This window comes from Nitrospirillum goiasense (assembly GCF_034427435.1).
Classification (GTDB): Bacteria; Pseudomonadota; Alphaproteobacteria; order Azospirillales; family Azospirillaceae; genus Nitrospirillum.
Genome location: NZ_JAXQNP010000002.1, coordinates 2,007,349 through 2,026,593, shown reverse-complemented (window position 1 = coordinate 2,026,593; position 19,245 = coordinate 2,007,349). Strand labels below are relative to the sequence as shown.

Sequence of the window (19,245 nt, the reverse complement as noted above, 5' to 3'; positions counted from 1 at the left end):
GGACGTGCCGAAATGAGCGATACGACGACACCGGCGGCCGGAAAGAAAACGGTCACCCTCACCGACAACCAAACCGGTAAGTCTTATGAATTCCCGGTCATGCACGGCACGACCGGCCCTGACGTGGTCGATATCCGCAAGCTCTACGGCGAGACCGGCTACTTCACCTACGACCCGGGCTTCACCTCGACCGGCAGCTGCGAGTCCAAGATCACCTTCATCGATGGCGACAAGGGTGTTTTGCTGCACCGCGGCTACCCCATCGAGCAGCTGGCCGAGAAGAGCGACTTCATGGAAGTCTGCTACCTGATGCTGCACGGTGAGCTGCCGAACGCCAAGCAGAAGGGCGAGTTCGAGCGCTCCATCACCTACCACACCATGGTGCATGAGCAGCTGTCGCAGTTCTTCCGCGGCTTCCGCCGCGACGCCCACCCGATGGCCGTCATGTGCGGCGTGGTCGGCGCCCTGTCCGCCTTCTACCACGACAGCACCGACATCGAGGATCCGCGCCAGCGCATGGTGGCCTCCCACCGCCTGATCGCGAAGATGCCGACCCTGGCCGCCATGGCCTACAAGTACTCCATCGGCCAGCCCTTCGTGTACCCGCGCAACGACCTGAGCTATGCTGAGAACTTCCTCAACATGACGTTCAGCGTCCCGTGCGAGCCGTACAAGATCAACCCGGTCATCGCCAAGGCGATGGACAAGATCTTCATCCTGCACGCGGATCACGAGCAGAACGCCTCCACCTCCACGGTGCGTCTGGCGGGCTCCTCCGGCGCCAACCCCTTCGCCTGCATCGCCGCCGGTATCGCCTGCCTGTGGGGCCCCGCCCACGGCGGCGCCAACGAGGCCGTGCTGAAGATGCTGGCGGAGATCGGCCACAAGGACCGGATCCCCGAGTTCATCGCCCGCGCCAAGGACAAGAACGACAGCTTCCGTCTGATGGGCTTCGGCCACCGGGTCTACAAGAACTACGACCCGCGCGCCAAGGTCATGCAGCAGACCTGCAAGGAAGTCCTGGCCGAACTGGGCATCAAGGACGACCCGCTGCTGGACATCGCGGTGGAGCTGGAGCGCATCGCGCTGGAAGACCCGTACTTCATCGAGAAGAAGCTGTACCCCAACGTCGACTTCTACTCGGGCATCATCCTGAAGGCCATCGGCTTCCCGACCAGCATGTTCACCGTGCTGTTCGCCCTGGCCCGCACCGTGGGCTGGATCGCCCAGTGGCAGGAGATGATCGCGGACACCTCGCAGAAGATCGGCCGTCCGCGTCAGCTGTACACCGGCGCCACGACGCGGGATTATGTCCCGGTCGAACAGCGCTGAGGCATAGGCGGGCGAAACGATGGGCGAGCGGGTTCATCCCAGTGATGGCGATAAGGAGAGCGGCGGTGGCCGGTCCCAGCCCCGCGCGCGCATCCTGCCCGCCCGTTCCCTGGAAGGTCACCTGCCGGCCAACGACAACCCCGTGCCCCCGGGCCGGCGGTTGAAGCGGTTGGCCTTGATGATCGTCACCACCCTGGGCGTGGTCCTGGGCGTCGCGGCGACCGTGGTGTCCCTGCTGCACTGAAGGGCGATGGCGAAAACCTTCCCCTGGTTTTGGAAAGGCCGTCCGGGCAACCGGGCGGCCTTTTCCTTTCGCCCTGCTTCCTCCAACGCCCGAACCAATGTCATGCCGTCAATGCCTTCGTTGATGGCATTGACGGCATAACCTACCGGCTATGCCGGGCACCTGGGTGGAGACGTCCCTGTATTGGGCGTACCTGCCCCCAATAACGGACGGCAAAAGGGAACGTACGCCTATGACCCAGACCGTATGCTGCGAGTGGGGCCTGGCCGGGGTGGAGGCGCTGCGCGAGGCCGTGGCGGTGCTTGTGATCGTCGACGTGCTGTCTTTCTGCACCGCCGTAGACATCGCCGTCAGCCGAGGAGCGGCCATCCTGCCATTTCCCTACGGCGATCCCGGCAAGGCGCGAACGGCGGCGGCGAGCGCGGGCGCGAGGTTGGCCTCCCCGCGCAACGCCGGCGGCCAATTGAGCTTGTCCCCCCAGTCGCTGATGACCATTCCGGCGGGAACCCGCCTGATGCTGCTGTCGCCCAATGGCTCCCGCTTGTCGCTGGCGGGGGGTGCCGCAACGGTGTTGGCCGGTTGCCTGCGCAATGCCGCCGCCGTCGCCGGGACCGCCCGTATGTGGGCGAACGGTGGGGATATCGCCGTCATCCCGGCGGGCGAGCGTTGGCCCGATGGCAGCCTGCGGCCGGCGGTGGAGGACCTGCTGGGGGCCGGCGCCATCATCGCGGCCCTGGACCTGTCCCCGTCGGCTGAAGCGCGGGTGGCGCGCGACGCGTACCGGGCCGCTGGTGCCGACTTGGCCGATATCATCCGGGGCGGCATGTCCGGCCGCGACTTGGCCGGCTGGGGCTATGCCGGTGACGTGGACCTCGCCCTGGCCGTGGACACCAGCGTCACGGCCCCCATCCTTCGCGATGGGGTTTATCAGGCGATGTGAGCCGTCTCCAGCGCCTGGGCCAGCACCTCGAAGATCCGGGGGTGGTCGCACTGGGCGACATTGAACCGCAAAAAGCCGTCCGCGCTGTTGGTCAGGCTGAAGACGTCCCCCGGCGCCAGCACCACGCCCTGGTCCAGCGCGGCCCGGGCGAGAGCCACGGACGATACCCCCGGCGGCAGCGCCCCCAAAGGAACATGCCACCCCGTGGCTCCACCCAGGGCTTGAGCCCCAGGGCCTCCAGCCGCCGCACCGTACGCCCCATGGCACCGGCCAGGCGACCGCGTACACCCTCCATATGCCGCCGGTAGCTGCCATCGGTCAGCAACTGATGGACAATCCGGGGATTGGTGGTGGCGTTGCCGAAGGCGGTGGCCAGCTTCACGTCGGCGATGGCCTGGATCCAGTCGGTCCGGCCCACGATATAGCCACAGCGCACCGCGGCCGACAGCGTCTTGGAGAAGCTGCCGATATGGATCACCCGCTCCAGCCCGTCGAAGGCGGCCAACCGGGGCGACGGGTCGACCTCGAAGTCGCTGAAGATGTCATCCTCGACGATCAGGATGTCATGGGCCGCCGCCAGGGTCAGCAGCTTGTGCGCCACCGGCGCCGTCAGGCTGGCGCCCGTGGGATTGTGCAGGGCGGCGTTGGTGATGTAGAGGCGCGGCCGATGGGCGGCGGCGGCGTGGGCGAAGACAGCCAGGTCCGGCCCGGCGGGGGTATAGGGCACCGGCACCGCGCGGGCGCGGTGGGCGGCCACCACGGCCTTGAAGTTGTAGTAGCAGGGGTCATCCAGCAGCACGACGTCGCCCGGCTCCAGAAAGTAGCGGCAAACCAAGTCGATGGCCTGGCTGCCGCTGTCGGCCAGCAGGATCTGGTCGGACGCCGCCGTGATGCCCCGCGCGGCGAAGCGGTCGCAAAGGTGGCGGCGCAGGGCCGGATAGCCCAAGGGGTTGTCATAATCCAGCAAGGCGCTGGACGGCGCCCGCGCCAGGGCGCGGAAGGCGCGCCGGATGGCCGGTTCCGGCATCCAGTCGGCGGGCAGCCAACCGCAACCGGGTTTCAGCACACCCTCGCCCGGCTCCAGCGCTTGCCGCATCAGCCATAACGGGTCCACCGCGCGGTCCGGCGGCGGCTCGGCCCCCGCCAACGCCGCCCCCCTAAGCGCCAGGGGGGCGGCCCGCTTGGCCACATAGAATCCAGAGCCCGGACGGGCGGCCAGCACCCCCTCCGCCACCAGCCGGTCATAGGCCTCGACCACCGTGGACTTCGACACGCCAAGCCGCTTCGCTGTGGCGCGGAGAGACGGCGCGCGAGCGCCGGCCAACAGCAGTCTTCCGTCCACGCGAGCGTGGATGTCCGCCATGACCGTATCCACCAGGGTACGCCCCATGACCAACGGGACCGCCGCATCCGCTGACTGTATTGCCATCTGAACCAGTACAGTTTAGCCAAACCGTACTGCACCATACCTTGCGTCATCCCTCCGGGGAAGCCAGCATCCGGCGCATCCGCAACCAGGGCACCCCCATGACGGACACCACCGCCCCCACCAACATCAACGTGGCACCAACCCGCCAAGCCGCCGCCGGCCTGATATTCGGGCTGGTCGGTGTCGTCATTTTCAGCGGCAGCCTGCCGGCGACCAAGATCGGCGTCGCTGGATTGGACGCCAATTTCCTCAGCCTCGCGCGGGCGGCCTTGGCCGGCATCATCGCCCTGGGCCTGCTGGCCCTGCTGCGTCCCCGTCGCCCCGGCGTGCGCGACCTGCCGGGCTTGGCCATCGTCGCGGGTGGCGCCGTGGTGGGGTTTCCCCTGCTGTCGGCCTTGGCCTTGCGCTGGATGCCCAGCACGCATGCCGTGGTCTTCAGCGGCCTGCTGCCCATATCCACTGCCGTTTTCGGCGCCGTGCGCGGCGGCGACCGGCCGCGAGCGTCCTTCTGGGTGTTCTCTTGCGCCGGGGCGGCCGCCATCGCCGCCTACGCCTTGGCCCCCGCCCTGTCACAGGGCGGCGTACGACTGGCACCGGGCGACGGGCTCATGATCCTGGCCGTCGCCGTCTGCGGCCTAGCCTATGCGGAGGGGGCGCGGCTGTCGCGCCATCTCGGCGGCTGGCCCGTCATTTGCTGGGCGCTGGTGCTGTTCCTGCCACTGACGGCGCCGCTGGCCTGGGTCACTTTCCCCGTCCATTGGCAGGCGGTCGCCCCATCGGCCTGGGCGGCGCTGGGCTACATCACCCTGTTCAGCATGCTGATCGGCTTTTTCTTCTGGTACCACGGCCTGAGCCTGGGCGGCACGGCGGCGGTGGGGCAGGTCCAACTGCTGCAGCCCTTCTGCAGCTTCGGCCTGGCGGCCTTGCTGTTGGGCGAGCCGGTGGGGCCGGAGATTCTGGGCACGGCCCTGGTGGTGGTCCTCTGCGTCGCGGGCGCCCGGCGGGCCGCCCGCCGCGGGTAGGGCGGCCACCACCGGCGTGGCCAAAAATAATCAGAGGCCCGCCTGCTCCGCCTCGCGCTGGCGGGCCTGGATGACGCGCATGACCACCTCGGCCGCACGGCGGCTGGGCGGTGTGTCGCCCTGGCCCAGCCAGGCCGCCACCTCGGCCACGCCCTCGATCTGCTCCTGGCGGGCGGCGGGGTCGTCCAGCAGGCGGCCCAGGGCCTCCGCCAGGCGGGACGGCCGGCATTCCTCCTGCAACAGCTCCGGCACCAGCATGCGGTTCAGCATGATGTTGACCAGATTGACGAAGCGCACCTTGATCAGCCCGCGATAGAGCCGGTAGGTCAACGGATGGATGCGGTAGGAGATGACGGCGGGCAGCCGGGCCAGCGCCAATTCCAGCGCCACCGTGCCGGACGCCGCCAAGGCGGCCTCGCTGGCGGCGAAGGCGTCGTACTTGTCCTGGTCCCCCTCCACCACCACGGCCGGCAGGGGCCAGCTTTTCACCGCCTCCTCCACCAGGGCCTTGGTGGCGGGCACCGTGGGCACGGCCGCCACCACGCGCGGCAGGCGGGGCGCCAGGATGTCCAGCGCGCCCTTGAAGTCAGGCAACAGCTTGGTCACCTCGCTGCGCCGGCTGCCGGGCAGGATGGTCACGATACGGGTATCGGATCCAAGGTCGTGCTTGGCGCGGAAACGATCAGCGTCGCCGGCGTCGGCGCCGCTTTCCACGATGGGGTGGCCGACGAAGCTGGTATCCAGGCCCACCTTCTCGAAATAAGGGGGCTCAAACGGCAAGAGGGCCAGCAAATGGTCCAGGAACTTGGCGATCTTGGCCGCCCGGCCGGGACGCCAGGCCCAAACCGTGGGCGCCACGTAATGGATCAGCGGGATGGACGGGTTGGCCTTCTTGACCCGCCGCGCCACGCGGAAACAGAAGTCCGGCGCGTCGATGGTCACCACCGCGGCCGGCTTCATCTCCAGGATGGCCTGTTCGGTTTCCTTCATGCGGCGCAGGAGGCTGGGCAGCTTGGGCAGCAGCTCCGCCAGGCCGAACAGGGCCAATTCCTCCATGGGGAAGAGGCTTTTCAGGCCCTGGGCCTTCATGCGCTCGCCCCCCACGCCGGCGAAACGGATGGCGCCGAACGTCTCCTGCTTCAGGGCCAGCATGAGCCGGCCGCCCAACACGTCGCCCGACGGTTCCCCCGCGACGAGGAAGACCAGGGGCACATCCTCGTTCATACCGCCTCCGTAACGATTCCGGTGACGAACAGGCCGGCGCCATCCGCCGCCTGGGCCACCTGTTCCCGACCCAGGGTCAGGGTACCGCCCGCTTCCACCGCGATGCCGCGGAAGCCGTGGGCCGCCGCCTTTTGCACCGTTGTAACGCCGATGGTGGGCAGATCCAGGCGGATGTCCTGCTGGGGTTTGCGCATTTTCACCAGGATGGGGCCAGGCCCCTCCCGCCGCAGGCCGCCGCAGCGCTCAATCAGCGCGTCGGTGCCCTCGATGGCCTCGACCCCCAGGACCAGGCCCTGCTGCACCACCACGGCCTGCCCCACGTCCAGCAGACCCAGGGCGCGGGCCACAGCCACACCATGCCGGATGTCGGCCTCGGCGTCCGTGTCGGGCGCCAGGGCGCCCATCGGGCCCACAGGGCTCAGCAGGCCCTGCACCAGCGCCTGCACAGCCACGACGCCGAACCCCTCCTCCTCCAGCGTCGCCACCAAGGCGCGCAGGATGCCATCGTCGCCCAGGGCCCTGGCGCCGATGCGGGCGAAGAACTTGGCGGCGAACCAGTCGGGCCGCATCTCCGCCAGGCTGGGACGGCGCACACGGCCGGCCAGGACAATCTCCCCCACGCCTTCGGCGCGCAGGCGATCCAGGATGGCGCCGGCGGCGCCGATGCGGAAGCTGGCCTGGGGAACGTCGGGCGGCAGGGTGGCGCCCTGCCCCTCCAGCGTCACAACGAACACCGGACGGCCCAGGGCGCGGCAGGTATCGACCAGCCGGCCGGGCAGGTCGCCCCCGCCCGCCAAGATCCCCAGCTTTACAGGGGCCTCGGGCATCAGCGCGGCTGGCACAAGGGGCGTCCATTACGCCCGCGAATGAAGGTCAGCACTTCCCCCACAACCGGGGCCGGGTGGGCGCTTTCGACCGCGGCCATGCGGTCCATCAAGGTGCCCTCTTGCCCGAAAATACCATCGAACGCGCTGCGCAAAGACTGGATGTCCTCGCGGGCGAAGCCGTGCCGGGTCAATCCCACCAGGTTCAGGCCCGCCAGGAAGGCACGATCCCCCTTCACCAAACCATAGGGGATGACGTCATTCTCCACGCCCGACATGCCGCCGATCATGGCATGGGCGCCGATGCGCACCCACTGCAGCACGGCTGACAACCCGCCAAGAATGGCGTTGTCGCCCACCTCGACATGGCCGGCCAGGGTGGCGTTGTTGGCCATGATGACGTTGTTACCCACCTGGCAGTCATGGCCAACATGGGTCGAGGCCATGAACAGGCAGCCATCACCCACGCGGGTGACCATACCGCCCCCCTCCGTGCCGATGCTCATGGTCACATGCTCACGGATGCGATTGTTGCGACCGATGATCAACTCCGACGGCTCACCCTTGTATTTCAGGTCCTGGGGGACCTGACCAATGGAAGCGAACGGAAAGATGACGGTGCCCGACCCCACCTGGGTGCGGCCCTCGACCACCACGTGGCTTTTCAGGTCCACGCCATCGCCCAGCGTAACATGGGGCCCCACCACACAGAACGGGCCGATCTTGACGCCGGCGCCGATCTGGGCGGCCGGGTCGACCACGGCGGTCGGATGGATCACGGTCTCGGCTGCGGAAGCGCTCATCTGGGATAAGGCCTAGCTGTCCATCACGATCATGGCGGCGTAGGTCGCCTCGGCGCACAGTTGGCCGTCGACCCAACCCTCGCCCTTGAACTTCCACACGTTGCGGCGGCTCTGCACCTTCTGGACTTTGATCTCCACGCGGTCGCCCGGCACCACCGGGCGGCGGAACTTCGCCTCCTCGATGGACATGAAGTAGACCAGCTTGCCCTCGGACGACTCTCCCAGCGTGTGCATCACCAGCACGGCGGAGGTCTGGGCCATGGCTTCCACGAGCAGGACACCCGGCATGACAGGCTTCTGCGGGAAATGGCCGGTGAAGAACGGCTCGTTGATGGTGACGTTCTTGATGCCCGTGCAGCTTTCACCCGGCACGATGTCGACGACCTTGTCGATCATCAACATGGGATAACGGTGCGGAATCATCTGCATGATCCGCAGGATGTCCAGGTCGGGAACCTTGCCAGGAACCTTCTGCTCTTCAGTCGTCACGTCCATCACCTTGTCCATTCCTACCCCGCACCAGACGGCCCAGCGCCGCTACCTGGCGCAGCCATTGGCGCATGGGTACGGCCGGCGACCCGCCGACCTTTTCCCCTGGCTCCACATCCCGCATAACACCGCTTTGTGCCGCGATCTGCGCGCCCGCACCGATCTTCAAATGCCCCGTCACGCCGGCCTGCGCCGCCAGCACGACATGATGGTCCAGCCGCGTGCTGCCCGATATCCCCGCCTGGGCCACGATGACGCAGCCGGCACCGAGGTGCACGTTGTGCCCGATTTGCACTAAATTATCAATCATACAGCCCCGGCCGATGATCGTATCAGGTCCCGCCCCCCGGTCCACGGTGGCATTGGCCCCGATTTCCACGTCATCCTCGATCAGGACACGCCCCATCTGCGGCACGCGCACATGCCCCGCCAGATCCATGGCGAAACCGAAACCGTCCTGGCCGATGCGGGCGCCGGGGTAAATGGTGACGCGCGATCCCACGACGCAGTGGGTCAGCGAGGCGTTGGCGCCGATGACGGTGTCGTCTCCCAGTTGGACGTTGACCCCGATGGTGGCATTGGGGCCGATGCGGCACCGGGCGCCGATCACGGCCCCCGCCTCGACCACGGCGCCAGCGGCGATGTCGGTGCCCTGCCCCACCTCGGCCGTGGGATCGACATGGGCACCGGCGCTGATCGCCCCGGTGGGCGCCGTCGCGGGATAGAAGGCCTGGGCGCACAGGGCGTAGGCCTTGTAGGGGTTGCGCGACAGCAGCAGGGCGACACCCGCCGGCGCCTTGGACGCCAGCGCGGGATGCACCACCACGGCGCCGGCCTTGGTGGCGCTGAAGGCGGCCACGTACTTCTTGTTGTCCAGGAAGCTCAGTTGCCCTTGGTCGGCGGCGTCCAGGGCGGCGACGTCGCTCAGCACCAGGCCGGGGTCGCAGCCGGGCGCGATCTCGGCACCAGACCGTTGCGCCAGGTCGGCAAGGGTGAAGGGCCCGGCCCGGTTGAAGAAACGGGGATCGGCCATGAAGCGGACCTTTCGAGGACGGTGGCGGGGCCCGCGCGCCCCATCCTGCGAAACGGGGGCGCCCGGGAACCGATCAGTTCGGAATGTTGACCGTTATCTGCGGCAAAGTGGCGTTCAAACGCAACAGCACGGTGTTGGTGATGTCCTGCGCGTCGTCCGCCATATAGATGATGCTGGACCGGGGGATGACCAAGGTGGCCCCGTTTTCCCGCGCCACCTCACCCACCACATGCACCATGGTGTCGCGCAACTGGGCGCTGGCGGCGGAAAAGGCGTTGTCCAGTTGGCGCTTGCGCTCCTGCAGGCGCCGCTGCACTTCCGCCACCTGTTGCTCGAAATCCTTGCGCTTGGCGTCGAAGGCCTCCTGGCCCAGCACGGTGCGCTGGTTGGCCAGTTCCTTTTCCGCCTGCCGCAGCAGTTGTTCCTGCTGCGATTGTTCCGCCTGGAATTTTTGGGTCTGCTCGCTGTCCTGCCGCTTCATGCTCTGCATGGCAGAGCATTTCTCCAGCAGGAACTGCACGTCGACAACGGCGATGGTGGTAACGGGCTTCTGCTGGGGTTCGGTGGCGGCCGGCTTGGGCTGGGCCTTGGCCGGCGGCGCCGCCAACGCGGGATGGGCGATGGCCCCAAAACCAAGAACGAGGGCCGCCAAGGCGGCCCTCGCACCGGAAACGTAAACGGCCGGGGAAGTGGTGCGGCGTACGAACGCCATCATGTCCCGTCCCTTCGTCCTTAGAACTGCGACCCGAAGCTGAAGCGGAACTGCTGAATGCGGTCGTAGCTCTTCTTCATCCACGGATAGGCCAAGTCGATGCGGATGGGGCCAAACGGCGACTTCCAGGACACGCCAACACCGGAGGAGGCGCGGAACGCGAACTCGTCATGGAAATCGTCGCCCGGCAACGGCGACTCGCCGCTCTGGTCCAGGGCGCCGATATCCGTGAAGACGTGGAAGTCCACGCCCAGTTCCTCCGGCAGGCCCAGCGGGAAGGTGACTTCCGACGTGCCGCGCACCAGCCGCTTGCCGCCCAGGGCGTCGTTGCCGCCGTTGCTGCTGAAGGCGCGCGGGCCGACACCGGCCACCTGGAAGCCGCGCAGGGTGTCGCCGCCCAGGAAGAAGCGGTCCTGAATGCGCACGAACTCGCCACCCAGGCCCAGGATGTAGCCAACCTCGCCCTCGATCTTCAGCACGACGTTGCTGAACAGAGGGAAGTAGATGCCCGAGGTCAGACGGTTGCGCAGGAAGTGCACGCTGCCGCCCAGGCCGGCCACCTGGTTGGTGACGGTGAAGTAATAGCCGGAGGTGGGCTTAAGGCGGCTGTCACGGGCATCGAAGGTCAGGGCCGACTGGATGGACGAGGTCGTCGTCGCACCCACCTGCTCCTGCACGAAGCGCGTGGTTTCATAGGTGATGTCGCTGATCCGGGTGTGGGACAGCGTATAGGTCACCAGTTCGCGCAAGCGTTCGGAGATGGGGAAGCCGGCACGGATGTCGAAGCCCGTGCTGGACATGTCGTAGCTGTAGGACTCTTCCGTCGTGTTCGCGTTGCGGTCGGTGCGGAACAGGTCCACGCCCATCGCCAGATCCCGGTTCATGAAGTAGGGATCGGTATAGGAGATGGTGAATTCCTTGGAGTAGTAGGACCACATCGTCGAGAAACGGATGTCTTGGCCCGTACCCAGGAAGTTGCGCTGCCGGATCGAGAAGTCGATCAGGGCGCCTTCGGTGGTGGAGTAACCCAGACCCACCTGGATTTCACCGGTGGACTGCTCGCTGAGGTCGACGGTCAGGACCGCCTGGTCGGGCGTGCTGCCTTCGCTCGGCTTGATCTTGACGTCGTCGAAGAAGCCCAGGTCCTTCACACGCTGCTCGGAGCGCTTGACCTTGGAGGCGTTGAAGGGGTCGCCTTCAGCCAGCAGCAGCTCACGCCGCACCACCTTGTCCAGGGTGATGAGGTTGCCGTTGATGTCGATGCGCTCGACGAACACGCGCGGGCTGGGGTTGATCTCGAAGTGCAGGTCGACGGTCTGCGTGTCGGGGTGGCGCTCCTCATTGGGGTCCACCTGCACGAAGGCGTACTGCTGGTCACCCAGCTTGTCCTGCAGCTTGTTGATCGTGCTTTCGATCTTGTCGGCGTTGAACCAGTCGCCTTCCTTGGTCTCGATCACCTCGCGCAGCGGCGCGAGATCGATGTCCTTGATGGCGCTGGTCAGTTCGATCTTGCCGAACTTGTAACGCTTGCCCTCGTCCAGGGACATGGTGATGAAGAACTTCTCACGGTCCGGCGTTAGCTCCGCGACCGACGACATCACCCGGAAATCGGGATAGCCGTTGCGGAAGTAGAAGCGGCGGATCTGTTCCTTATCGTAGGCCAGACGGTCGGGATCGTAGGTGTCGTCGCTGGACAGGAAACGCCACCAACGCGATTCCTTGGTGACCATGACGTCGCGCAGGTCGCTGTCGTCATAGATGTTGTTGTTGATGAAGCTGATCAGCTGCACGCCGGTCAGCGGGCCTTCATCAATCTCGAACACCAGATCGACGCGGTTCTGTTCCAGCTGGACGATCTTGGGCTCGATGCGGGCCGCGAAACGGCCGTTGCGGCGGTAGACGTCCAGCATGCGCTGCACGTCCTGCTGCACACGGGACCGGGTGAACACCAAGCGCGAGCGCAGCTGGACTTCGGACTGCAGGTCCTCCGTCTTGACGCGCTTGTTGCCCTCGAACACCACCCGGTTGATGATCGGGTTCTCGACCACGGACACCACCAGGGTGTCGCCATCACGACGCAGGGTCACGTCGGCGAACAGCTGGGTGGCGAACAGGGCCTTCAGCGATTCATCGATCTTGTCCGGATTGAAGGCGTCGCCCTGCGACACCACCAGGTAGGAGCGGACGGTCGCCTGCTCGATACGCTGGGTGCCTTCGACGCGAATGTCCTTGATGACGCCACCGGACAGGATCCCCTGAGCCCAGGCACCGGACGAAAGAGCGACAGCTGACGTTGCGGTGGTGCCGGCGATAACCAGGCACAGCGCCGCTACTCTCGAAACCGAACCCAATTATTTCCCCCGGTCAAACTTTGGAGATCAGAGACTTAACGAAGCTGCCCACACCGAAGTGGATCAGATCGTTCCAAGTGGCGAAAATCATGAGACTAAGTACCAAAGCCAGGCCGATCCGGAAACCATATTCCTGAGCGCGCTCGCCCAGGGGACGGCCCCGTAAAGCCTCCAGGCCATAGTACATAAGATGCCCGCCGTCCAGCATGGGGACGGGAAAGAGATTGATCAGGCCCAAGTTGACGGACAGCACGGTCATGAACCAGATGACCTGGACCAGGCCCAGTTGCGCCATCTCACCGGACATTTGCACGATACGCAGCGGCCCGCCCAAATCTTCCGTGCCATGGGTGCCTGCGATCATTTGGCCCACCGCGTCCAGCGTGCCCACGACCAGCGCCCAGGTCGCCTTGGCCGCCGCCCACACCGCGTTCAGCGGATCACGGCGGTGGTATTCATCCTGGCCGCGAACGACGCCCAGGCGCCCGATGCGGCTCTTGTTGCCGAAGCGGTCTTCCGACTCCACGGCGCGCGGCGTGACCTTCAGGCCCAGTTGCGCGTCACCGCGCTGCACCGTCACATCCAGCGTCACGCCCGGATTGACGGCAATGATCTGCTGCAGGTCCTCGAAGCGCTCAATCTTGTGGCCGCCCAGTTCCAGCACACGGTCGCCAGCCTGCAAACCGGCCGCCGCGGCGGCGCTGTCCGGTTCCACCTGCTGCACGACGGCCGGCGTGTAGGGCTGGCCGTAGAACATGAACAGCATGGACAAGGCGACGATGGCGAACAGGAAGTTGGCCATGGGCCCGGCCACCACGATGGCGGCGCGCTGGCCCACCCGCTTGTGGTGGAAGGACACGGCGCGCTCTTCCGGCGTCATGGCGCGGGTTTCGGCGCCGGGCCGGCTGGCGGCATCGGCGTCGCCGAACATCTTCACGTAACCGCCCAGCGGGATGACGCTGAACTTCCAGCGCGTGCCGGCACGGTCGTTGAACCCCCAGATTTCCGGGCCGAAGCCGATGGAAAACACCTCAACCCGGACGCCGTTGCGCCGGGCCACGTAGTAGTGGCCGAACTCGTGCACGAACACGAGGACGGTCAACACCACCAGGAAGGTGCCACCATAGGTGCTGGCGTAGTTCACGATCTGATGCATCGTCCCAAACTCCAATAACACCCCCTCCTTCCGGGCTTCCCGCCATCCCGCCGCAAGGCTGGGGAACTGGGACACGCATACGAAGGGGCCCATTCGCCTGGTCGCGATGGTGCGCCCCCTTGGTGAACAAACCGTCACCGACGGAGGCGTCGCAACCTGACTGGCAGGCCCCGGTCATCCTTGAACGGCCGGGACCCCCGTTTCCTATCGCGCCTGAATCGCTTCAGACGCAATCCGCCGCGCCACGGTATCGACTTCGCGCACATCGTCCAGTGAATTAAGGCGCGAATGCGGCACAGTCGTCATCGTGTGCTCGACAATGCGTTCGATATCCAGGAAACCGATGCGCCCGTCGAGGAAGGCCGCGACAGCGATCTCGTTGGCGGCGTTCATGACGCAGGCGGCACAACCGCCGGCGCGCATGGCCTCGCGCGCCAGGCGCAGGGCCGGGAACTTCTCCGGATCGGGGGCGTAGAACTCCAGGTGACCGGACGTCACCAGGTTCAGCCGCTCACCCGGGGTGGCGATGCGGCGCGGCCAGCCCAGGGCCACGGCGATGGGGGTGCGCATGTCCGGCGTGCCCAGCTGCGCCAGGACGGAGCCGTCGATATATTCCACCAGGCTGTGCACCACCGACTGCGGATGGAGCAGGACGTCGATCTTGTCCTCGGGCATGCCGAACAGGTGGTGGGCCTCGATGACCTCCAGGCCCTTGTTCATCATGGTGGCGCTGTCGACCGAGATCTTGGCGCCCATGTCCCAGGTGGGGTGCGCCACGGCTTCCTTGACCGTGGCGCGGGCCATGTCTTCCCGCGTCTTGTTGCGGAACGGCCCGCCCGAGGCGGTCAGGATCAGGCGGCTGACGCCCTCCACCCGCTCGGAGTCGAAGACCTGGAAGATGGCGCTGTGCTCGCTGTCGACGGGCAGCAGGGTGGCGCCATGGCGCTTGACCTCGGCCATCATCAGGGCGCCGGCGCAGACCAGCACCTCCTTGTTGGCGAAGGCCACGGTGGCGCCACGCCGCGCGGCGGCCAGCGTCGGCTCCATGCCGGCGGCGCCCACGATGGCGGCCATGACCCAGTCCGCCGGACGCGCCGCGGCGTCCACCACCGCCTGCGCGCCGGCCGCGACCTCGATGCCGGTGCCGGACAGCGCGTCCTTCAGGGCGGCGTAGTGGGCCTCATCGGCCACCACCGCGGCCTTGGCCCGCAGTTCCTTGGCCTGGCGGGCCAGCAGGTCCACGTTCTTGCGGGCCACCAGCGCCTCGACCTGGTATCGCTCCGGATCGGCGGCGACCAGTTCGACCGTGTTGCAGCCCACCGAGCCGGTGGAGCCCAGGATGGTCACCGTGCGCGTGGCCGGCGCGGGGGCGGCCGCCCCCTCGGATACCGCCACTTGGGCCGCCGCGACGGCCTGCAGGGAACTCACCACCATGACCCATTCTCCCCAATCAGGGCGTGGAACAGCGCGAACACCGGCGCCGCCATGACCAGCCCATCAATACGATCCAACAATCCGCCGTGCCCGGGGATCAGCGCCCCGCTGTCCTTCACGTCGCACCGGCGCTTCATATACGATTCGAACAGGTCGCCCGCCTGTCCCACCACGGCGATCACCGCCGCCACCAGGGCGCCGGCTCCGGGTGACGAGACGGTCGCCAGCGGCGACAGCGCCAACCCTACCAAAGCCGCGGCCGCCATGCCGCCCAAAAGGCCAGCCCAGGTCTTCTTGGGGCTGATGCGGGGCGCCAGCTTGGGCCCGCCGATGGCGCGGCCGGCGACATAGGCGCCGATGTCCGTGGCCCAGATGGCCAGCAGCAGGAACAGGAACAGCCAGATGGCCTCGGGCCCGGCGCGGTTGCGTATCCAATCCAGCGCCAGGCAACCGCCACCGACATAGGGGACGATCAGCGCGAAAAACAGGGGCGCGGGAAGGCGTCCGCCCTGCCCCGCCGCGGCGTCACCGGCCGGGGGAGCGCCGGGGCGCCCCCCGGCGGCGGCCCACCACAGTAGCACCGTCTGCGCCGTCAGCAGGACCAGGCCGTACAGCGGACCGGCCACGAACTCGCCGCTGAGCGTCACCAGGATGGTCATCAGGCCCATGGCCGTCGCCCAGGGCTGACGGCCCGGCACCACCAGGCGCAGCCATTCCAGGCCGGCGATGACGGCGACCGCCACCAGGACCGCCTGGAAGACAAGGCCGCCCAGCCACACGGCCGCCAAGACCGGCGGGCCAAGGACCAAGGCGGAAAGGATACGGGTCTTCAAATCACCCGGCAGCTTGGCCAACAGCCCTTCAGCGCGTTCCAACCGTTGCCCCATACCGGCGATCGCGCCGATGGAATTCCTGGATGGCGTCATCCAATTCCTGGCGACCAAAGTCCGGCCACAGCGTTTCCACGAACACCAGCTCCGCATAGGCCATCTGCCACAGCAGGAAGTTGCTGATGCGCTTTTCCCCGCTGGTGCGGATCAACAGATCCGGGTCGGGGATGTCCTGGGTATAAAGGGATGCGCCCAAGCGGTCCACGGTCACCTGATCGGGCGTCAACCGGCCGGCCCGCACCTCTTCCGCCAAATGGCGGGCGGCGTTGGCGATTTCCTGGCGCGAGCCGTAGCTGAGCGCCATCACCAAGGTCAGGCCGGTATTGTTCGCCGTCAGGGATTCGGCGTTCTGGATCAGCGTGATGATGTCCGGCGCCAGGCGCGACCGGTCGCCGATGATGCGCAGCCGCACGCCGTTCTTGTGCAGGCTGGCGATCTCCCCCCGCAGATAGAACCGCAGCAGGTGCATCAGCTCGCTGACCTCCCCCTCCGGCCGGCTCCAGTTCTCGGACGAAAAGCTGAACAGCGTGAGGTAGGAGACCCCCATTTCCCGCGCCGCCTCCAGCACGCGCCGAACCGCCTCCACGCCCTTCTTGTGGCCGGCGGTGCGCGGCAGGCCGCGGCGCGTCGCCCAGCGCCCATTGCCATCCATGATGATGGCGATATGGGCGGGTGGACGGACGTTCAGGGGCACTGCGGCACCGGACATGGGACTCTCGGACAGGAACTGGGACGGTCTAGGGCGCGGGCGGGGAAACGGGACATCAAATCTGGGTGATGTCCTTTTCCTTGGCGGTGAACGCCTCATCGATCTTCTTGATGTGGGCGTCGGTCAGGGCCTGCACCTTGTCCGACCACGTCTTGTGCTCATCCTCGGACAGGTCGCCGTCCTTCTGCAGCTTCTTCAGCATGTCCATGCCGTCGCGCCGCACGTTGCGCACGGCCACGCGGGCCTGCTCGGCGTACTTGTTGGCCACCTTCACCAGTTCCTGGCGGCGCTCCTGGTTCAGGTCGGGGATGGGCACGCGGATGATCTGGCCATCCGTCTGCGGGTTCAGGCCCAGGCCGGCCTCGCGGATGGCCTTTTCGGTCGCCTTGACCATGGTGCGGTCCCACACCTGCACGGTGATCAGGCGCGGCTCCGGCACGCTGACGGTGGCCACCTGGGTCAGAGGCATGTGGGAGCCGTAGGCCTCCACCGTCACCGGTTCCAGCAGGCTGGCCGACGCGCGGCCGGTGCGCAGGCCGGCGAATTCCTTGCGCAAGCTTTCGACGGCGCCATCCATGCGCCGGGTGATGTCGTCCATTGAGGGAGCGGCCACGTTCAAGCCTCTTCTTCCGTAATGATCGTGAAATGACCCCGTCCGTCCATGACCTCGGCGAAGGCGCCTTCCTCATGGATGGAAAAGACGAGGATGGGAATGTTGTTCTCGCGCGCCAGCGAAATCGCCGTCGCGTCCATGACCTGCAGGTCGTTCGACAGGACATGGAGGTAGCTCAGCGACGACAGGCGCTCCGCCGTGGGGTCCTTCTTCGGGTCGGCGGTGTAGACGCCATCCACCTTGGTGCCCTTCAGCAGGGCCTCGCAGCCCATTTCCGAGGCGCGCAAGGCGGCGGCCGTGTCGGTGGTGAAGAAGGGGTTGCCGGTGCCGGCGGCGAAAATCACCACCCGGCCCTTTTCCATGTGGCGCACTGCGCGGCGGCGGATGAAGGGCTCGCACACGCTGGCCATGGGGATGGCGGACTGAACCCGCGTGGGGACGCCGATGCGCTCCAGCGCGCTCTGCATGGCCAACGCGTTCATCACCGTGGCCAGCATGCCCATGTTGTCGGCCGTGGCGCGCTCCATGCCCGACGCGGCGCCGGAGACGCCGCGGAAGATGTTGCCGCCGCCGATGACCAGGCAAACCTGGACACCCATCGCGATGACGGTCTTGACCTCGTCGGCGACGCGATTGACGACCTTCTGGTCGAGACCGAATTCACGGTCCCCCATCAGCGCCTCGCCCGAGATTTTCAGAAGTACGCGTTGGTATCGGGCAGCCACGGGGTCAGGTCCTCTCGCCAATGGGTGGGCCCGGCGGCAAGCCGGGTTGGGAAGCCACGAGTGTCCGGGGTCAGATCCGGCATAGCTCTACTGCAAACCGGCCCCCGCCGCCAAGCCTGGCGTTGCAGGGGGCTCATGCAATGGAGCGCGGAATTGAGCCGAAATCGAGGCGTACGAAGGGAGCGGCGCCGGCAATGGCACCAGCAACCACTCTACCTACAGGGAAATGTCGATGAAATCGCCATCCCGCGCTGACACAGAAAAGGTGCCGCCGGAAGGGGCGGACGCCCACCCCGCACCGGGGGCAGGCACCCAAGAAACCGGCGCGTCCATCGCTGGACGCGCCGGTTTTACTCAACGCTCGGAAGGCTGACGGATCAGCGCGCCATCGAGGCCACTTCGGCCGCGAAGTCGCTTTCTTCCTTCTCGATGCCGTCGCCCAGCACGAAGCGCACGAAGCCGGTCAGCTTCACCGGGGCGCCCACGTCCTTGGCGGCGTTCTCGACGACCTTGCGGATCTTGGTCTCCTGGTCGATGACGTAGGTCTGCTCCAGCAGCACCACTTCCTCGTAGTACTTGCGCAGGCGGCCTTCCACCATCTTGGCGATGATGTCCTCGGCCTTGCCCGAGGCGCGGGCCTGGTCGGCCAGCACGTTCCGCTCACGGTCCAGGGCGGCGGTGTCGACGTCGGCGATGTCCAGGGCTTCCGGACGGGCGGCAGCGATGTGCATGGCGATCTGGCGGCCCAGCTCCTGCAGCTTGGCCTTGTCGCCGGTCGACTCCAGGGCGACCAGCACGCCGATCTTGCCCAGGCCGCCGGTCAGGGCGTTGTGGACATAGGTGGCGACCACGCCGTCGGTGACCGACAGGCGGGCGGCGCGGCGCAGGTTCATGTTCTCGCCGATGGTGGCGACCAGGTGGGTCAGCTCTTCAGCGACGGTGCGGCCGTTGCCGAAAGCCTGGCCCTTCAGGGACTCGACGTCGGCATCGGCCAGGGCCAGCTTGGTCACGCCGGACACCAGGGCCTGGAACAGGTCGTTGCGGGCGACGAAGTCGGTCTCGGCGTTGATCTCGACGGCGGCGCCGACGGTGCCCTGAGAGGCGACACCAACCAGGCCCTCGGCGGCGACGCGGCCGGCCTTCTTGGCGGCGGCAGCGAGGCCCTTCTTGCGCAGCCAGTCGATGGCGCCCTCGATGTCGCCGGCGACCTCGTTCAGGGCCTTCTTGCAGTCCATCATGCCGGCGCCGGTCTTCTCGCGCAGCTCCTTAACGAGCGCAGCCGTAATCTCAGCCATCTTCGCCTCTCTCATCGCGT

At 67.0% G+C, this 19,245-nt stretch carries 20 protein-coding genes; 4 read left to right on the top strand and 16 right to left on the bottom strand.

Annotated elements, in window-relative coordinates:
• Positions 1-12: 12 nt before the first annotated feature.
• The 3 genes from gltA (at position 13) to ULB03_RS11885 (ending at position 2,516) form a co-directional block, all read left to right on the top strand.
• Positions 13-1,332: a citrate synthase gene (gene gltA, locus ULB03_RS11895; protein ID WP_322483316.1), complete on the top strand. Its 1,320-nt coding sequence runs from the start codon at positions 13-15 to the stop codon at positions 1,330-1,332.
• Positions 1,333-1,351: 19 nt separating this feature from the next.
• Positions 1,352-1,576, top strand: coding sequence for a hypothetical protein (locus ULB03_RS11890; protein ID WP_322483315.1), 225 nt, complete (start codon positions 1,352-1,354; stop codon positions 1,574-1,576).
• 232 nt (positions 1,577-1,808) lie between these two features.
• Entirely contained in the window at positions 1,809-2,516 is a 708-nt protein-coding gene (locus ULB03_RS11885) for a 2-phosphosulfolactate phosphatase (protein WP_322483314.1), read from the top strand.
• On the opposite strand, the gene ULB03_RS11880 is transcribed toward ULB03_RS11885, so the two are convergent.
• The gene (locus tag ULB03_RS11880) at positions 2,504-2,674 is read right to left on the bottom strand and encodes a hypothetical protein (protein ID WP_322483313.1); all 171 of its coding nucleotides are present in this window, start codon (positions 2,672-2,674) and stop codon (positions 2,504-2,506) included. The genes ULB03_RS11885 and ULB03_RS11880 overlap by 13 nt on opposite strands.
• Positions 2,608-3,906: an aminotransferase-like domain-containing protein gene (locus ULB03_RS11875; protein ID WP_322483312.1), complete on the bottom strand. Its 1,299-nt coding sequence runs from the start codon at positions 3,904-3,906 to the stop codon at positions 2,608-2,610. The genes ULB03_RS11880 and ULB03_RS11875 overlap by 67 nt, the downstream gene beginning before the upstream one ends.
• 137 nt (positions 3,907-4,043) lie before the next feature.
• On the opposite strand from ULB03_RS11875, the gene ULB03_RS11870 reads away from it, so the two are divergent.
• Positions 4,044-4,967 carry a DMT family transporter gene (locus ULB03_RS11870; RefSeq protein WP_322483311.1) on the top strand — a complete coding sequence of 308 codons (924 nt, stop codon included), beginning with the start codon at positions 4,044-4,046 and terminating at the stop codon, positions 4,965-4,967.
• A gap of 30 nt (positions 4,968-4,997) precedes the next feature.
• Here the strand turns inward: ULB03_RS11870 and lpxB are convergent, their stop codons facing one another.
• The 14 genes from lpxB to tsf all read right to left on the bottom strand — a co-directional run bounded on the left by lpxB (position 4,998) and on the right by tsf (position 19,225).
• Positions 4,998-6,191 carry a lipid-A-disaccharide synthase gene (gene lpxB / locus ULB03_RS11865; protein ID WP_322483310.1) on the bottom strand — a complete coding sequence of 398 codons (1,194 nt, stop codon included), beginning with the start codon at positions 6,189-6,191 and terminating at the stop codon, positions 4,998-5,000.
• Positions 6,188-7,033, bottom strand: coding sequence for an LpxI family protein (locus tag ULB03_RS11860; RefSeq protein WP_322483309.1), 846 nt, complete (start codon positions 7,031-7,033; stop codon positions 6,188-6,190). Before ULB03_RS11860 ends, lpxB begins: the two co-directional genes overlap by 4 nt.
• Positions 7,018-7,818, bottom strand: coding sequence for an acyl-ACP--UDP-N-acetylglucosamine O-acyltransferase (gene lpxA, locus ULB03_RS11855; protein ID WP_322483308.1), 801 nt, complete (start codon positions 7,816-7,818; stop codon positions 7,018-7,020). The genes ULB03_RS11860 and lpxA overlap by 16 nt, the downstream gene beginning before the upstream one ends.
• A gap of 12 nt (positions 7,819-7,830) precedes the next feature.
• On the bottom strand, positions 7,831-8,313 hold the full coding sequence (fabZ, locus tag ULB03_RS11850) for a 3-hydroxyacyl-ACP dehydratase FabZ (protein WP_322483307.1): 483 nt from the start codon (positions 8,311-8,313) through the stop codon (positions 7,831-7,833).
• Complete coding sequence (lpxD, locus tag ULB03_RS11845) at positions 8,297-9,340, bottom strand: UDP-3-O-(3-hydroxymyristoyl)glucosamine N-acyltransferase (protein WP_322483306.1); 1,044 nt, start codon at positions 9,338-9,340, stop codon at positions 8,297-8,299. Before lpxD ends, fabZ begins: the two co-directional genes overlap by 17 nt.
• A gap of 73 nt (positions 9,341-9,413) precedes the next feature.
• Complete coding sequence (locus ULB03_RS11840) at positions 9,414-10,055, bottom strand: OmpH/Skp family outer membrane protein (RefSeq protein WP_322483305.1); 642 nt, start codon at positions 10,053-10,055, stop codon at positions 9,414-9,416.
• A 17-nt stretch (positions 10,056-10,072) separates the two neighbouring features.
• Entirely contained in the window at positions 10,073-12,403 is a 2,331-nt protein-coding gene (gene bamA / locus ULB03_RS11835; RefSeq protein WP_322483304.1) for an outer membrane protein assembly factor BamA, read from the bottom strand.
• Positions 12,404-12,416: 13 nt separating this feature from the next.
• Positions 12,417-13,559: an RIP metalloprotease RseP gene (gene rseP / locus ULB03_RS11830; RefSeq protein ID WP_322483303.1), complete on the bottom strand. Its 1,143-nt coding sequence runs from the start codon at positions 13,557-13,559 to the stop codon at positions 12,417-12,419.
• A gap of 204 nt (positions 13,560-13,763) precedes the next feature.
• Positions 13,764-14,993 carry a 1-deoxy-D-xylulose-5-phosphate reductoisomerase gene (locus ULB03_RS11825; RefSeq protein WP_322483302.1) on the bottom strand — a complete coding sequence of 410 codons (1,230 nt, stop codon included), beginning with the start codon at positions 14,991-14,993 and terminating at the stop codon, positions 13,764-13,766.
• A complete protein-coding gene (locus tag ULB03_RS11820; protein WP_322483301.1) occupies positions 14,984-15,868 on the bottom strand; it encodes a phosphatidate cytidylyltransferase in 885 nt (294 codons plus the stop codon). Before ULB03_RS11820 ends, ULB03_RS11825 begins: the two co-directional genes overlap by 10 nt.
• Positions 15,855-16,592, bottom strand: coding sequence for an isoprenyl transferase (locus ULB03_RS11815; protein WP_322483300.1), 738 nt, complete (start codon positions 16,590-16,592; stop codon positions 15,855-15,857). Before ULB03_RS11815 ends, ULB03_RS11820 begins: the two co-directional genes overlap by 14 nt.
• A gap of 55 nt (positions 16,593-16,647) precedes the next feature.
• Positions 16,648-17,190: a ribosome recycling factor gene (gene frr, locus ULB03_RS11810; RefSeq protein ID WP_145730452.1), complete on the bottom strand. Its 543-nt coding sequence runs from the start codon at positions 17,188-17,190 to the stop codon at positions 16,648-16,650.
• A gap of 17 nt (positions 17,191-17,207) precedes the next feature.
• On the bottom strand, positions 17,208-17,930 hold the full coding sequence (pyrH, locus tag ULB03_RS11805) for a UMP kinase (protein WP_322483299.1): 723 nt from the start codon (positions 17,928-17,930) through the stop codon (positions 17,208-17,210).
• Positions 17,931-18,307: 377 nt separating this feature from the next.
• Complete coding sequence (gene tsf, locus ULB03_RS11800) at positions 18,308-19,225, bottom strand: translation elongation factor Ts (protein WP_322483298.1); 918 nt, start codon at positions 19,223-19,225, stop codon at positions 18,308-18,310.
• Positions 19,226-19,245: the final 20 nt, after the last annotated feature.